Raw genomic sequence first — 15,464 nt, forward strand, 5'->3', positions numbered from 1 at the left:
TCATGCTGCTCTCTGAATTTGACTTTCCGTTCGATCCGGCCTTAGTCGCTGATCGTCCAGTGGAACCTCGTGATCAAGCGCGTCTTTTAGCCGTGTCTCGGCAGAGCGGAGGACGCGCGCACCATCGTGTCGACGATCTTCCTGGGCTGCTTAAGCCGGGAGATCTGCTGGTGATCAATGATACGAAAGTGCTTCCCGTCCGCCTGTGCGGTCGCAAACGGCCGGGTGGAGGAAAAGTTGACATGATCTTTGTGAAAGATCTGGGTGATCATACCTGGGAAGTCTTGATGAAGGGCGGAGGAAAGGTCGGTCAAGTGATCGAATTGGACGCGGATACGCATTGCACGGTGCTGGAAACAGGTCCGTCGAAAATCAGAGTGGGTATGAAGACATCGAAGCCGATCCGTGCGCTGTTTGAGGCCATGGGACATATGCCGCTCCCGCCCTACATCAAACGCGCACCCGAGCCAGCGGACCTGAAATGGTATCAGACGTGTTTTGCGAGGCAAGAGGGGTCCATCGCCGCTCCGACGGCGGGGTTGCACTTTACCGAGGGATTAATCGCCAATCTCGGTGCTCGCGGCATAGGCGTCGCGACAGTCACTCTGCACGTCGGATTGGCGACGTTTCGTCCGGTCAAGGCGAGTCGCATCGAAGATCATGAAATGCTGCCTGAGCGCATGGACGTCTCGTCAGAAACAGCCGAGAAAATCATGCGCACGAAAGCCGAAGGCGGACGAATCGTGGCGGTCGGCACGACGGTCGTGAGAACGTTGGAGACGGCAAGCGATGAGAAAGGCGCGATCGCTCCCTATAACGGTGAGGCGACACTCTATATTACCCCGGGATATCGGTTTCGCATGGTAGATGCCATGCTGACCAATTTTCATCTGCCGCGCACGACGCTGCTGATGCTGGTTGCTGCGTTTGCGGGGGTAGAGAGACTCAGAGCGGCATATGCCGATGCGATTCAAGCGCGATATCGGTTCTACAGTTATGGCGATGCCATGCTGATTCTGTAGAAACCGTCCAAGGTCAACACATCATCCAATCGTGGCCGGAACCTTCCACCTTTAGACGGTATGACCTTCAACTGCTTAAAGCATTTCCTTGTGAATTTGGATGGGCACTTTGGCCTTCAGCGCCTCTTGGTACGCCATCAAGGCACGCTGCTGCTTCTGAAATAAGAAATCTTGCAGCAGCCGCTCATTGGCTGTCTGCGCAGCCTGACCGGATGATTCGGTTTGCGACTGACGTGCCATTAACGTTTGAGCTTCGGTAATCTCGGCGGGGGTCAGCGCAACGGAATCCCGGACGATCATTCTGGCCTTTTCCCTGAGAAGCTCCGTGGTGTGCAAGGACTCGAAGAGCGATGGGGTCAATCGATTGGCCGCGAGAAGTCGGCGGTAAAGATCGGGATCGAACTGCCCATTCTTTTGAAAATCCGGCCGGCGCAGAATATCGTCGCGCAATTCCGCTGGCGACACCGTCACTCCCAAATCTTGCGCCGCGAGGGTCCAAAGTTTACTCTGAATCAGGCCGTCGAGCACGAATTGTTTCAACGTCTCTTCTTTGAAGTCGCCTTGTACGTTGTCTTTGTAATACCGGTAGGTATTTTCATAGGCGCGTCGATATTCGTCACGGCTGACTGAAAGGTCACCGACCGAGGCGATCCCGTCGGTCTGGCTATCCGTGAATCCCCACCAGCCCATGCCGACGATAAATGCAATGGCCAACACCCCCATCATCGATTTCAACAACCAGGGATACTTGTGTGCGCCTTCGCGCATCAGCTTAATCATAAAGTGTCCTTTCCAAGCACATAAGGAACAAAATTTTACCGTCGCTCAGGACTAAAGGCAAGAGGAAGGAAAGTCTGGCAGCCATTTGATTCTCCATTGAAAGCCGATGCATCGTTTGTGCTATAGGGGTCTTTTTGTTATACTCCTTCACTTATTGATGGTTAGTGATGCAGATTGGCCACGGGATGGGTGGGGTAGTCGTCTGACAAGGGGTATTTACCCAAAAGCCGATATCTTAAATAGGTTTATTGCCAAATTCGTTGATGCCATTCTTGTCATGGCGGCGGGAAAGCTGCTCTCACCGGCTGGCTGGCTGGCTGGGTTAGCCTACGTACTGATTTCCGACGGCTTTTCGGACGGGCGTAGCATTGGAAAGCGTTTGACCGGCCTACAAACGGTCAACGTCCGAACCCAGGATGTTGCCGGTTTCAAGGAATCCATCATTCGCAATCTGCCTCTGGGATCAGCTTATCTCTTGTTCTCTGTCCCTTATATTGGATGGATCCTGGCTGGGGCCATTACGGCATTGGAAGCCTTATTGATTATCGGCAACGAGCAAGGGCTCCGCGTCGGCGATGAAATGGCGCATACGCAAGTCTTGCAGAGTGGGCAATTAGATGTTCGGGAATAATCATCGGGTAGTGGATACGAACCCATACCATCCGATGGAGCCTGAGGAAGGGGGACAGAGTGGGATTCGCCGGTGACATTTTAGGCTGGTTCTCCAACGATCTCGCGATCGATTTGGGAACGGCTACCACGTTGGTCTATGTCCATGGCAAAGGCATTGTGCTAAACGAGCCTTCAGTCGTCGCCGTGGAAAAGAAAACGGAGAAAGTACTGGCGGTCGGATCCGAAGCGAAGAAGATGCTCGGGCGAACCCCGGGCAACATTTCTGCGGTCCGCCCTATGAAAGAGGGCGTGATAGCCGATTTCGAAATGGCCGAGAAGATGTTGAAGTATTTCATCAATAAGGCCCACAACCGCAGCACATTCGTGAGGCCTCGCATTATCATCGGCGTGCCGTCACGAATCACGCAAGTGGAACAACGCGCTGTCCGAGACTCGGCTGAATTAGCCGGGGCTCGCGAAGTGTATTTAATCGAAGAACCGGTGGCCGCTGCGATCGGGGCTGGTCTTCCCATCACGGAACCGTCAGGGAATATGGTGGTTGACGTCGGTGGCGGTACGACGGACATTGCAGTGATTTCATTGGGGGGCATTGTCTACAGCGAATCGGTCAAGGTCGCGGGTGATCGTATGGACGATGCGATCATGAATTACGTCAAGAAGAAGTACAATTTGCTCATCGGCGAACATATGGCCGAGCGGGTGAAGGTGGAAATCGGGTCCGCCTACCCATTTGAAGAGAAAAAAACGATGATGATCAAGGGGCGCGACTTGATTTCGGGAATCCCGCGCACGTTGGTGATCGACGACGCGGAAATCCGGGAAGCGCTCCAGGAACCGATAGGAACGATCGTGAATGCCATCAAGGTGGCGTTGGAGAATACCCCCCCTGAATTGGCCGGTGATATCATCGATCGCGGGATTGTGCTGACAGGCGGAGGATCCCTTTTGAAAGGAATGGACACGCGCTTTCGAGAGGAAACAAATCTTCCTATCATCACCGTTGATGACCCCCTTACGTCGGTCGTCCTGGGCGTGGGGAAAATCCTTGACGAATTGGATCTGCTTCGCAAGGTGTCTGTCATGTCGCAATGCGGAACCTCCCGTTGAGTCTCTCCCTCCCCACAGGGTCATAGAGGATGCTGCGCGCACTGTCGGGGACCACGCGATTAATTCTGCTGCTGCTGACGTTGCTGCTGTCGGTTATCTTCCTGCTTCCCAAACAGACCCGAGCGGTACTGCAGGCGTTCGGCCAGCCGCTTTCAGCCGTCATCTTTTTTCCGGTCGAGCTGTTGACCGGCTTCGAGCAGACCGTGATCGGGGCATGGGAAGACTACGTGGCCTTGCGCCATGTCCACGAAGACAACCGTCAGCTACGCCGAGACCTCGAGTTGCTTCAAAAGCAGAACGCCGATCTTCGAGAATCTGCCGTTGCAGGTCAGCGGTTGGCGGCACTGCTGGAATTCAAGGAGCAATTTGTGCCACAAACTGTCGCCGCGCGCGTAATCGGTCGAGACTCCACGAACTGGTACAGTGGGGTCATTCTCAATAAAGGCGACCGGGATGGGATTCGGCCGGAAATGGGTGTCATGACGCCGGCCGGAGTCGTAGGCCGTGTCGTGAAGACCGGTCCCTTTTCTTCCATGGTATTGCTCGTCACGGACCCGCATAACGCCATCACGGGCATTATCCAGCGGAGCCGAGATGAAGGGATTGTAGAAGGAACCTCACATGGTCACGCTCGTATTAAATATCTTCCCTTGCTGGCCGGTATACGCGTAGGCGATACGGTGATCACATCAGGTCTGACCGGAGGTTTTCCACGCGGTATTGTGATTGGTTCCGTCCTGTCGATTGAAAAGGAGGAAGGTGAACTGTTTCAATCAGCAGAGATCCTTCCGGAAGCCGATCTCTCAAAGCTCGAAGAAGTCCTCGTGATTACTGTGCCGCGTTCGTTGGACGCTGAGGTGAATGCCAAGGATCGGTGAGCCGTGAAACAGATCCTCTACTGTAGCCTCATCCTGAGTCTGGTGCCATTTCAGGCGACCGTATTACATTACGCCAGTGTCGCCGGGATTCGCCCAGACCTCACGTTGATCGCGGCCTTTCTCATCGGGTTTTTGAGTGGGGAAATAGAAGGTTTACTGATCGGTATCCTCCTGGGATGTGTTCAGGACCTATTCTCGGCCGGCTCCCTCTGGGTCAATCTCGTAACAAAGGGTATGGTTGGTATTCTGGCCGGGTTGTTGGGGCGCCATCTCGCCAATGCGACCCCTGTCACGGTCTGTGCATTCCTCTTTGTGCTGTCCCTGCTGGCGGGGTCCACCGTAGCCGTGTGGATTCGGGTCGGAGACGATTTGACCGGCGTTTCGCAGATCATCCAATCGGTCGCCCTCCCGCAAGCGGTGTTTGATGCCGTACTCGGCGCGCTGATCTATTGGGTGATGCCGGGTCGGCGTAGAAGAGAGTCGGAATTCGGAAACGAAATGGTCTTCTTCGGGCGATAACGGCGACGATGCATGTCTGAATTCGATCTTCACAGCGAGCTTCGTGAGGTTCAGCGTAGGCTCTCCATCCTCCGCGCGCTCCTCCTGTTGTTCCTGCTCTTGCTGGGTGCCCGCTTCTGGCATCTGCAAATTTACGAGGGCGGCTATTATCGAAACCTGTCGGACAACAACCGCACGCGGACCGTGCTCATTGAACCGGCTCGCGGGCTCATCTATGACCGCCATGGGGAACTTCTGGCGAATAACGTGCCAAGCTTTACGCTGTATGTCACGCTGGAAGATGTCAAGGATCGCGAGCAATTGATCCAGGGTCTCATCACGCTCATCGGGTTGGATGAAGAGATGGTGCGCAAGAAACTGTCCGCGCGCGGAAGTAAACTTTTGCCGAGGAAAGTGAAGGACGGTTTGACGTTGCGAGAGGCCGCGCTCATTGAATCGCACCGATTGGATTTTCCAGGCGTGATGATCCAGGCGGAGTTGCAGCGCAACTATCCTGCCGGACTGGCTGCCGGCCATATGACCGGCTATGTCGGCGAAGTATCGCCAGATCAGTTGGAGCGTGAAGACTCTTCCGATCTGCATCAGGGCAGTATTGTCGGACAGTATGGCCTTGAACGCACGTATGATCGATCACTGAGGGGTCGGCCAGGACAAAAAGTCATTGAAGTGGATGCGACGGGTAATGTGAAGCGAACCGTCATGGTTGAAAAACCTCAGTCGGGCGATGACCTCTATATGACGATCGATATTCGTCTGCAGAAGCTTGCTGAAAATCTCTTGGGTGAGGAGTCCGGCGCCATTGTGGCACTGGATCCCACAACCGGCGAAGTCTTGGCAATGGCAAGCCGTCCTGGGTTCGATCCGAATATGCTGTCTCGTGAGCTGACCGGGAAGCAATGGGAAGAGGTGGTTCAAGATGAACGGCATCCATTGACCAATCGTGCGACGCAAGGACAATATCCCCCGGGATCGACCTTTAAAATAGTCATGGCGGCCGCCGCGTTAGAAACGGATACGGTGCAGCCGTCGACCCAAATTCGGTGTGTAGGCGGCTATCAATTCGGCAAACGAGTGTTTCGCGATTGGAAGGCCGGGGGCCACGGGATGATTGATCTGAAGCATGCCATCATTCATTCGTGCGATGTGTACTTTTACACGGTGGGAAACCGAATGGGGATCGATACCATCGCCGCGTATGCCGGGCAATTTGGGTTGGGAAAGGAGACCGGCATCGAACTCCCTTCAGAGCGAGCGGGGATTATGCCTTCGACAGCCTGGAAGCAGCGAGTTCGACACGAGCAATGGTTTCCTGGGGAAACCATCTCCGCCGCCATTGGCCAAGGGTATGTCACGGTGACGCCGTTGCAGATGGCTCGATTGGTCGGGGTCGTAGCCAACAATGGCCTGGCGTATAAGCCCCGGTTGGTCCGCACGATCATGCGTCGGGAAACCGGGCACATGGAGGATATCGTCGCGGATCTGCAGGGACGGCTGACGGTCGATCGCAGAACATTGGAATTGATTCAGGAAGGCCTGGCCGGTGTGGTCACGGAGGGAACGGCGGCGAAAGCGAAGTCGACCTTGGTGTCGATTGCTGGAAAAACCGGCACCGCGCAAACGGCGGCGTTGCGAACCGGCCCACAGGAAGACATTCCCAAAAGGTTTCGCGATCACGCCTGGTTCGTCTCGTATGCTCCCGTCGAATCGCCCCGCATTGCTGTGGCGGTTCTGGTGGAGCATATGGGCCATGGCGGGTCAGCGGCGGCGCCCTTGGCTAAACAATTAATCGAAGAATTTGTCAAATTGCGGCCGCTCGATCCCATCGTGGCTGACCCTGAGCCTCCCGCCTCGGACTCCGCGAGGGGTGGAGCCCGGAAAGGCACCTCATGATGGACCGCATGATGGACAATCGAAAGCCGGATCACTTTGAATGGCGATTCCTCGCAGTGATCGTGGCTATTCTTTCCCTCGGTGTCCTGTCGATCTATAGTGCCACCTATTCCCAACCGGCCAACGGCCTGCCTCTGTACGTCAAGCAGATCATTTGGATCGTGGCCGGCGCCGGCGCATTTCTCATTATGTTGACCATTGATTATCATACGATTGCCAGATTAGCCTATCCACTCTATGCGCTTGTGCTCATCCTATTGGCCGTGGTCTTAGTGACCGGCAAGACCAGCCGAGGGGCACAACGATGGATTCCCATTGGTCCCTTCGCTTTCCAACCCTCCGAGTTTGCCAAACTCGTATTAATTTTGGTGCTCGCCAGTTATTATGCAAAGAGTTCCAGAGAAGGATGGCTGCAACGAGTCGTCCTGCCCAGCCTCATCATGATGCCCGGGTTGTTCCTCATCATTAAGCAGCCGGATTTAGGGAGCGGGCTCAGCTTTTTGGCGGTCTACGGAGCGATGTTGTTGGTAGTGGGCATTCGTTCTAAAGCTGTCGGCATCTTGTTTCTCTTTTCGCTCATGCTGTTCCCATTTGCCTGGGAAATGGTCTGGGGAGGACTTCATGACTATCAGCGCGAGCGTATTATGACGTTTGTAAATCCGGATTATGATACGGGCGGCAAAGGCTACCATGCCCTTCAATCGCGCATTGCCATTGGTGCGGGAGAACTCACCGGCAAAGGACTGTATGGCGGCACGCAGAGCCAATTGAAGTTCCTCCCAGAGGGCCATACCGACTTTGTGTTTTCCGTCTACGCCGAAGAGTGGGGATTTCTTGGAGTGGTGGTGCTACTCGGTCTATTTATCGCCTTGATCGTCCTGTCGGTCGATATCGCCTTAAAAGCGAAAGACGTACTGGGCGCACTCTTGGCGGCAGGGGTGACCGCGATGATAGCCTTCTGTGCCGTGGTGAACATCGGCATGACGGCCGGAATTGTTCCGATTGTCGGCATACCGCTGCCCCTGATGAGTTATGGCGGGAGCGCGACGGTGATGACGTTGGCGGCGCTGGGGTTACTGTTGAACGTGAAGCGACGTCGCCTGGCCTTGTTCTATTAATGGCGGCCGCGAGCCCCCTGTTTTAGGGCGCGCACGGCCGCGAGCATTTCAGAGTGTAGAGGCTTTTCACTTTTAAAGCGATCTGCTCGGGTCCTAGGTGGAATGCCGACCATAAAGCGTGATGGGCAATGTCCCTCACCGGCCGGTGTTGTACCGTTTAGTCCGGATCCCAGATTGCGGAGGACGGACATGGGGAGAGATATTGCGATCAATGTTACCCGCGAAGAAACGCGAGTGGCGGTCCTGGATAATAATCAGGTGACGGAGGTGTATGTTGATCGCGCGAAACACAAGGATTTCGTCGGCAACATCTATAAAGGAAAAGTGATGAAGGTCTTGCCCGGCATGCAGGCAACCTTCATCGATATCGGGATGGATAAGGCGGCCTTCATGCATGTCTCCGATCTGGCTGTCGATACGGAGCCGGGGGAAACGTTGGTCGATACCGACGATGACGACAAGGGCCAGGATATGCCGCGGCCTCGACGTCAAGTCAGCAAACCAATCGAGGCCCTGTTGCAAGAAGGCCAAGAGCTGATGGTCCAGATTTCCAAAGGGCCCATCGGTACGAAAGGGCCTCGCGTGACGACCTATGTCTCCTTGCCGGGACGCTATCTGGTCTTCATGCCCAACGTCGAGCACATCGGTATCTCCCGGCGCATTCCCAAGGATGAAGAACGAGCGCGCTTGAAAGAAATTATGAAGCGGATCCGGCACCCCGGTCATGGATATATCGTCCGTACGGTCAGCGAAGGAGTCAAGGAAGAGGAACTTCGTTCGGATGTCGAGTTTCTCACCGTGCTATGGCAGGAAGTAATGAAGAAGCGGGATCAGTTGGCGGCTCCCAATCTGCTTCACACGGATCTGAGTCTAGCGTTTCGTGTCGTGAGGGACCTGTTTACGACCAAAGTGGAGCGACTCTGGGTGGACTCTCGGGAAGAATATGAAGCGATTAAGGATTTTGTCCGGCGCTTCCTGCCGGAGCAAGCCTCGCGTGTCCATTATTACGATAAGGAAGAGAGCCTGTTTGATCACTTGGGGATTGAAATGGAGATCTCCAGGGCGATCAATCGAAAGGTTTGGTTAAAGTCGGGTGGCCATATCGTCATTGACCATACGGAAGCCATGACCGTTATCGATGTGAATACGGGCCGGTTTGTCGGAAAAAAAGACCAGGAAGAGACGATCCTGAAGAATAATCTCGAGGCGGCGAAGGAAATTGCGTATCAGATTAAATTACGCGGGATCGGCGGCATCATCATTATTGATTTTATCGATATGGAGCGGGAGAAAAACCGAGAGAAGGTATATCAGGCGTTTGTAGATGCCATGGCCAGTGACAAGGCAAAGATCAGAATTTCACGAATTTCGGATTTGGGATTGATCGAGCTTTCGCGAGAACGCGTCCGGGAAGATCTCATGCGGACATTGTCGGAGCCGTGCCATTATTGTGAGGGACACGGCTATACAAAATCACCCACGACCATTGTTTACGATGTGTTTCGAGACATCCGTCGGCTCGGCAGCGAAGCGCTTGACCGCACGGTCGTCGTCGGCGCGCACCCGGCCGTCGCGGGGTTGCTGTTGGATGATGAACATCAAGGGGTTGAAGACCTGGAACGAGAGTATAAGACTAAGATAATCGTCAAGGCTGATCCTTCCTTGCACCTCGAACAGTACGACCTCATCGTGATTTAAAGCTCGGGGGCCGAGTCGCAGCACCCAATAGGAGGCACGGAGTCAGGGCTGCAGGCCTGCGGCAGACGACTGAAGACATCCATGCACAACGCTGATCAAGTGGAATCCTGGTTGTTGCTTCGCGCCATACGGGGCCTTGGTGATGCCACCTATTTGCGTTTGGTTCAGGCTTTCGGCTCTCCGGATGCGATCTTACGAGCCTCGCGGGAAGAATTGTCGACCGCGGGGCACGTTAAGCCGTCGCTCGCTCAAGCGATTTGCCAGGGCCCCGGTGATGACGCGAAGCGTGCCGTCGAGGAAGAACTTAAATCATTAGCGATCCTCGGGATATCCATCGTCACGCTATCGGACCCCGAATATCCTTCTCGTCTAAAGACGATCCATGATCCGCCGCCTGTGCTGTATATGAGCGGGGTATTATCACTGGCCGATCAGCCTGCGATCGCTATCGTCGGGTCCAGGAAAGCAACGGCGGCGGGTCGCGTCTTCACCGAGCAATTAAGCCGAGAGCTGGCGTCATTGGGATTTACGATTGTCAGCGGCTTGGCTCGAGGAGTGGATGCCGCCGCCCATCGAGGCGCGCTGGTTGCCAAGGGACGGACCGTGGCGGTGTTAGGATGCGGATTGGACCGGACATATCCGCCGGAACATCAGGCGCTCCGCAAACAGATCGAATCAACCGGAGCCATCATTGCGGAACTGCCCCTCGGGTCCTACCCTCATGGTTATCATTTTCCTCGACGGAATCGCATTATCAGCGGGATGTGTTTGGGCGTCATCGTGACGGAGGCGGCCCTCGAGAGCGGCTCGCTCATCACCGCACGGTTAGCCGCGGAGCAAGGGCGGGAGGTGTTCGCCGTTCCTGGCTTCGTCAAGAGCGACACCAGCCGTGGTCCGAACGCATTAATCAAGGAAGGCGCAAAATTGGTGGAAAGCGTCGAGGATATTCTCCCGGAACTTTTCCCGCAGCTCGAGAGTAGCTTTGTGGCCCATCTGAGCTCGTCCATGGCGCCGCCTGCCGCTCGTCCCGAGCCGGATGAACTCGAACATCGCGTCTATCGGTGCTTGACTTGGGAGGGCATACACATTGATGATCTCATTGAGCAATGCGGACTGCCGGCAGCCGAAGTGTCCAGTCTCCTGCTGGGGCTGGAATTAAAGGGGTTATTGCGCCAATTACCGGGCCATTCCTATGTTCGGTTATAATGTACCCTGAAAGAGGGTTGGCCTGCCGCGAAAGTGGACCAGGCCGTGCCATACGGGAGCTTGAATGGCGAAATCACTGATCATTGTCGAGTCGCCGGCGAAAGCACGGACCATCACGAAATATCTCGGTCGCGGTTACACAGTCATGGCCTCGGTGGGTCATGTCAAGGACTTGCCCACCAGCAAGCTAGGCGTGGATCTCGAACACGACTTCGCTCCTCAGTACGTGACGATCAAGGGAAAGTCGCAAGTGCTGTCCGATATCAAGAAGAAGGCAAAAGACGTCGATAAGGTGTTCCTTGCGCCAGACCCCGACCGGGAAGGCGAAGCGATCGCCTGGCACATTGCCGAAGAAATCAATGGCAAGACGAAGAAAAAAGATCAGAAGGTATTTCGCGTCCGATTCAATGAGATCACCGAAGCGGCAATCAAGCGAGCGCTGCAGGCACCGGGGCACATCGATATGAATCTCGTGAACGCGCAACAAGCGCGTCGCGTGCTGGACCGCATTGTCGGCTATCAAGGCAGCCAACTCTTATGGAAGAAGGTGAGACGCGGTCTGAGCATGGGTCGGGTGCAATCGGTGGCTGTGAAGCTGATCTGTGACCGGGAACGTGAGCGAGAAGTTTTCCGCGCCGAAGAATATTGGTCCATCACAGCCACCTTAGCCGGGAATAACCCACCGCCCTTTGCCGCAAAACTGAACAGCATCAATGGTCAGGATGCCGTCATATCGAATGGGCAAGAGGCTGAACGCATTGTCGAAGCGGTCCAGGGTAAAGAATTCCTCGTACAGTCGGTTGAGCGAAAGGAAAAAAAACGCAATCCCGTGGCGCCTTTCATCACGAGCCGGCTTCAACAGGAAGCCGCCCGTAAATTGCGGTTCACGTCGAAGAAAACGATGACCCTGGCTCAGCAGTTGTATGAAGGGATCGAGATCGGCAGTGAAGGACCTGTCGGCCTGATCACCTATATGCGTACGGATTCTCCTCGCATTTCAAATGAAGCGGCCGAAGAAGCGAGGCAATTGATTCGCGAACGGTTTGGCGCAGACTATCTCCCTGCGACGCCGAACGTCTATAAAACACAGAAGGCGGCACAAGAAGCCCATGAAGCGATCCGGCCGACGTCGGCACATCGCGATCCGGAGTCAGTCAAACAGTTCTTGGAGCGGGATGTCTACCAGCTGTATAAGCTCATCTGGAACCGCTTTATGGCCTCTCAGATGACGCCTGCAATTATGGAAATGACACGTGTAGAATGCGTTCCGCAAGGAACTGTGGAGACCTACGTGTTTCGAGCGAACGGAACGGTGGTCAAATTTCCCGGTCACACCATCGTGTATCGAGAGGGGACCGATGTGGAGGCAACCGATTCGGCGCGAGCCGGTCAGCAGGAGTCGGAGGACGAGGACGACCGGCAGTTGCCGATGCTGACTGAAGGCGAGCGGTTGCGCCTTGTGGCCCAGGAAGGTCATACGGTGCCGGGCCTCCTCTCGAAACAGCATTTCACCCAGCCCCCTCCTCGCTACAATGAAGCCTTATTGATCCGCGAACTTGAAGAAAAGGGGATTGGTCGGCCATCAACCTATGCGGCGATCATCTCAACGATCCAGGATCGTAAATATGTCGAGAAGGTGGATAATCGGTTCGCGCCGACTGAGACGGGTCGAACGGTGAATGACTTTGTTGTGAAAGGCTTCCCCGACATCCTGAACGTCGACTTCACGTCACAAATGGAGCAGCAACTGGATGAGGTTGAAGAGGGGGATAAACCATGGGTCAGCGCCGTTCGAGACTTTTACGTGCCGTTCACCAAGGATATGGACAAGGCGAAGGACATCGTCGGACCCAAGGATATTGTTGAACCGCCGACCGACATTCCCTGTGAAAAATGTGGACGGATGATGGAAATTAAATGGGGCCGAAATGGGAAGTTTCTTGCCTGTCCGGCCTACAAAGAAAAACCGCCGTGCAAGAACACGCAGAATTTTGAGAAGCTGGAGGACGGCACGATCAAGATCGTTGCCAAGCAGGACATTACCACGGATGAGAAGTGCGAGAAGTGCAGTTCACCCCTGCTCGTCAAGACCGGCCGTTTTGGAAAGTTTCTCGCCTGTTCAGCCTACCCAGAATGCAAGACGACCAAGCCGATTCCTCTCGGTGTCAAATGCCCGCAGGACGGAGGAGATCTTGCCCAGAAGCGCACGAAGAAGGGACGGACGTTCTATGCATGCAGTAACTATCCCAAGTGCGAATTTGCGATTTGGGATCGTCCGGTGAACAAGCCCTGCCCCAGTTGCCAAGCGCCGTTTCTCGTCGAAAAATACAGCAAGCAAGCGGGGACGAGTGTCCAGTGCCGCAACGAGGAGTGCGGGTATAAGGATGCCGGCTAAGTTTTTTGTTCTGTTCGTCACCCGCATCTAACCTCATTTCAACCCTCATTGCATGACGCCGCAGCGCGTTTTCGCCAACGTGCTTGCCTGCGATGTATCCCCAGCCACACGAAACAGATTTTGAATACTCCTCTCAGCGACTCTGAATCTCATAATTCATCTCGCTAGGTAGTTCCACTTGAATTGATGAAAACGGCATGACATATTGAGAGAAGGAGCGCCTCCGTGCGCCGAATGACTAGTGATCCCTTGAACCAATCAGGAGGCTACCATGAAAGCAAAAGAAGGCATCATCGAGTTACTCAATAAGATTCTGACCGCCGACCTGACGGCCATCAATCAATATTTCTTGCACGCAAAGATGTGCGAGAACTGGGGATATGAGCGGTTGCATCATAAGATCAAGGAGCGCAGCTTCGACGAAATGAAGGATGCGGATGAACTGATCGAGCATATCCTCTATCTTGAAGGCGTTCCTAACGTGCAACGGTTGGGGACCGTGCATGTCGGTGAAACGGTTCCAGAACAATTCAAAACGGATCTCCAGGCTGAAAAAGAGATGCTCACGATGCTGACAGAGGGAATTGTTCATTGCGCGAAGGTTGGAGATTACACGACTCGGCATATGCTGGAAGATATGGCCGAGGACGTCGATGAACACATCGACTGGATTGAGACGCAAATGGAAACCATCAAGCAGGTCGGATTGGAAAACTACCTCAGCGAGCAGATCAAAAAAGAAGGATCGTAGGGGACGCCTGTCGCATGCACAGATGACTGAACATTCGCCATACCCACATGCCGATAAGGCTGAGAGCGATCATGCCAATGGAGATGATAAGACTGATCAGGACGGCCTGTTCTTGTGCGTGACCGACATTGCGCGGCATCATGGTTGTGTTCGTTAGGCGCTGGACCGAGCGATCTTCGTTTTGGAGTCTGGTTTGCTCTGTTGAGCCTCGACGGATAGGGCTATCGTAGTAATGGCTAATTGACAGGCGTCACAGGCCCAAAATACGCTGGTCTGGACAAGCGTGCGATGTTGACAGCGAGGACATGAGCGAATCTTCATTTTTATAATTGCCTCCTCAGGTAAACCGGATGAATTTCTCCGAAGGATGGGTAGGGGGGCTCGGACGAACCGAGGCGCCCTACCCAGCGGGGCGAACGGCACTCTCGCCCCGAATTCTCAGCTTGAGCTTCCCGTGCAAGATACATGAGGATGTTCGTCCTGCCGTTCGTGTACAAACACACCGACTAACGTCGGATCGAGTTGAGATCCCGCCAGCATCCGTAGGCGGTTTAAGACCGATTGCTCATCGGAATGAGAGCGGCTCTTCTCGAAGCAGGATGCGTCAAATCGATCTGCTATGGCTAGAATGCGCGATCCCAGGGGAATGAAGGTCTGACGAAGCCCGTAGGGATATCCGGATCCATCCCAATGCTCATGATGGTGGGCCACGATGACGGCTGCCCGACGTAGAACTGGAATGGCTTCGAGGAGCCGAGCTCCTTCGCGCGGGTGGCATTGCATCAAGGTGTATTCCTCCTGAGTCAGTGCGCCGTTCTTTCTCAGAATGGTATCGGGAAGCATCACTTTTCCGGCATCGTGCAGTAGGGCCGCCAAATAAAGATCAAGGAGATCGCGAGTTGAGACGCCGATTGCATGTCCGAGGGCCGTCGCATGACGGGCTGTGCGGTGCCCATGCTGCAGCAATGCGGGATCCTTGGCCTGCATTGCCTGGATCAGAATGTGGAGCGCTGTTGATGATGGCCGGGCGAAGCCACGATTTTGTTCCATTCGTGGAAGAGAATCGGTCCATATAGTCCTGCGTGTGTTCATGCAAACCTCTTTCGGATGATAAAACAAAGAGAGCCCAACACCACGTTCGGTCTTGGCTCTGGACGAACAATCCGTGGGCCTTCAAGGAAATATCCTCTGTCGTAATCACATCCGCATCATCCTCGGCGGTGTTCCCATCATTTGTGAAAAGGGAATTATGACGAGCCGCCGGCATCGTCTACATTTGAGCTCGATACCATCGGCATGCCAACGTGCGAGCATGTTCCCGCAGTGGCATCGAATGTCCGTTATCGATTTCAGCGCTACATCGTCCATCGTGTTCTCCTGAAATAAAAAGAGCCCGACTTGCTTTCACAAGGTGGGCTCGGGACGATGTGTCGCTGGCCTCTTCTTCGTTGTTAGCTGATACCGATT

The 15,464-nt window shown here is 54.6% G+C and carries 13 protein-coding genes; 11 read left to right on the plus strand and 2 right to left on the minus strand.

Annotated elements, in window-relative coordinates:
• Positions 1 to 2: 2 nt before the first annotated feature.
• Positions 3 to 1,022 (plus strand): tRNA preQ1(34) S-adenosylmethionine ribosyltransferase-isomerase QueA, encoded by a 1,020-nt coding sequence (queA, locus tag ACWHYZ_RS06445; protein ID WP_447986456.1) that lies wholly within the window; start codon positions 3 to 5, stop codon positions 1,020 to 1,022.
• A 75-nt stretch (positions 1,023 to 1,097) separates the two neighbouring features.
• Here queA and ACWHYZ_RS06450 read toward each other — a convergent pair whose 3' ends face one another.
• Complete coding sequence (locus ACWHYZ_RS06450) at positions 1,098 to 1,802, minus strand: SurA N-terminal domain-containing protein (protein WP_447986457.1); 705 nt, start codon at positions 1,800 to 1,802, stop codon at positions 1,098 to 1,100.
• Between the two features lie 157 nt (positions 1,803 to 1,959).
• Between ACWHYZ_RS06450 and ACWHYZ_RS06455 the strand changes: the two genes are divergently transcribed.
• The 10 genes from ACWHYZ_RS06455 to bfr all read left to right on the plus strand — a co-directional run bounded on the left by ACWHYZ_RS06455 (position 1,960) and on the right by bfr (position 13,997).
• Positions 1,960 to 2,433 carry an RDD family protein gene (locus ACWHYZ_RS06455; RefSeq protein WP_447986458.1) on the plus strand — a complete coding sequence of 158 codons (474 nt, stop codon included), beginning with the start codon at positions 1,960 to 1,962 and terminating at the stop codon, positions 2,431 to 2,433.
• Between the two features lie 59 nt (positions 2,434 to 2,492).
• Positions 2,493 to 3,542: a rod shape-determining protein gene (locus ACWHYZ_RS06460; protein ID WP_447986459.1), complete on the plus strand. Its 1,050-nt coding sequence runs from the start codon at positions 2,493 to 2,495 to the stop codon at positions 3,540 to 3,542.
• 29 nt (positions 3,543 to 3,571) lie between these two features.
• Positions 3,572 to 4,420: a rod shape-determining protein MreC gene (gene mreC, locus ACWHYZ_RS06465; protein ID WP_447986460.1), complete on the plus strand. Its 849-nt coding sequence runs from the start codon at positions 3,572 to 3,574 to the stop codon at positions 4,418 to 4,420.
• 3 nt (positions 4,421 to 4,423) lie between these two features.
• Complete coding sequence (locus tag ACWHYZ_RS06470; protein ID WP_447986461.1) at positions 4,424 to 4,939, plus strand: hypothetical protein; 516 nt, start codon at positions 4,424 to 4,426, stop codon at positions 4,937 to 4,939.
• A gap of 12 nt (positions 4,940 to 4,951) precedes the next feature.
• Positions 4,952 to 6,829, plus strand: coding sequence for a penicillin-binding protein 2 (gene mrdA / locus ACWHYZ_RS06475; RefSeq protein ID WP_447986462.1), 1,878 nt, complete (start codon positions 4,952 to 4,954; stop codon positions 6,827 to 6,829).
• Positions 6,830 to 6,837: 8 nt separating this feature from the next.
• Positions 6,838 to 7,947: a rod shape-determining protein RodA gene (rodA, locus tag ACWHYZ_RS06480; protein WP_447986463.1), complete on the plus strand. Its 1,110-nt coding sequence runs from the start codon at positions 6,838 to 6,840 to the stop codon at positions 7,945 to 7,947.
• 189 nt (positions 7,948 to 8,136) lie between these two features.
• Positions 8,137 to 9,645, plus strand: coding sequence for an Rne/Rng family ribonuclease (locus ACWHYZ_RS06485; protein WP_447986464.1), 1,509 nt, complete (start codon positions 8,137 to 8,139; stop codon positions 9,643 to 9,645).
• An 81-nt stretch (positions 9,646 to 9,726) separates the two neighbouring features.
• Positions 9,727 to 10,851 carry a DNA-processing protein DprA gene (gene dprA / locus ACWHYZ_RS06490; protein WP_447986465.1) on the plus strand — a complete coding sequence of 375 codons (1,125 nt, stop codon included), beginning with the start codon at positions 9,727 to 9,729 and terminating at the stop codon, positions 10,849 to 10,851.
• Between the two features lie 64 nt (positions 10,852 to 10,915).
• On the plus strand, positions 10,916 to 13,246 hold the full coding sequence (gene topA / locus ACWHYZ_RS06495; protein WP_447986466.1) for a type I DNA topoisomerase: 2,331 nt from the start codon (positions 10,916 to 10,918) through the stop codon (positions 13,244 to 13,246).
• Between the two features lie 271 nt (positions 13,247 to 13,517).
• Entirely contained in the window at positions 13,518 to 13,997 is a 480-nt protein-coding gene (gene bfr, locus ACWHYZ_RS06500; RefSeq protein WP_447986467.1) for a bacterioferritin, read from the plus strand.
• Positions 13,998 to 14,435: 438 nt separating this feature from the next.
• Here the strand turns inward: bfr and ACWHYZ_RS06505 are convergent, their stop codons facing one another.
• Positions 14,436 to 15,089 (minus strand): HD-GYP domain-containing protein, encoded by a 654-nt coding sequence (locus ACWHYZ_RS06505; protein ID WP_447986468.1) that lies wholly within the window; start codon positions 15,087 to 15,089, stop codon positions 14,436 to 14,438.
• Positions 15,090 to 15,464: the final 375 nt, after the last annotated feature.

The organism is Nitrospira sp. Nam74 (genome assembly GCF_965152615.1).

Bases quoted from the DNA above. Each gene is read 5' to 3' on its own strand.
- queA (WP_447986456.1), top strand. From the start codon at position 3: ATGCTGCTCTCTGAATTTGACTTTCCGTTCGATCCGGCCTTAGTCGCT.
- ACWHYZ_RS06450 (WP_447986457.1), bottom strand. From the start codon at position 1,802: ATGATTAAGCTGATGCGCGAAGGCGCACACAAGTATCCCTGGTTGTTG.
- ACWHYZ_RS06455 (WP_447986458.1), top strand. From the start codon at position 1,960: ATGGTTAGTGATGCAGATTGGCCACGGGATGGGTGGGGTAGTCGTCTG.
- mreC (WP_447986460.1), top strand. From the start codon at position 3,572: ATGCTGCGCGCACTGTCGGGGACCACGCGATTAATTCTGCTGCTGCTG.
- mrdA (WP_447986462.1), top strand. From the start codon at position 4,952: ATGTCTGAATTCGATCTTCACAGCGAGCTTCGTGAGGTTCAGCGTAGG.
- rodA (WP_447986463.1), top strand. From the start codon at position 6,838: ATGATGGACAATCGAAAGCCGGATCACTTTGAATGGCGATTCCTCGCA.
- ACWHYZ_RS06485 (WP_447986464.1), top strand. From the start codon at position 8,137: ATGGGGAGAGATATTGCGATCAATGTTACCCGCGAAGAAACGCGAGTG.
- dprA (WP_447986465.1), top strand. From the start codon at position 9,727: ATGCACAACGCTGATCAAGTGGAATCCTGGTTGTTGCTTCGCGCCATA.
- topA (WP_447986466.1), top strand. From the start codon at position 10,916: ATGGCGAAATCACTGATCATTGTCGAGTCGCCGGCGAAAGCACGGACC.
- bfr (WP_447986467.1), top strand. From the start codon at position 13,518: ATGAAAGCAAAAGAAGGCATCATCGAGTTACTCAATAAGATTCTGACC.
- ACWHYZ_RS06505 (WP_447986468.1), bottom strand. From the start codon at position 15,089: ATGAACACACGCAGGACTATATGGACCGATTCTCTTCCACGAATGGAA.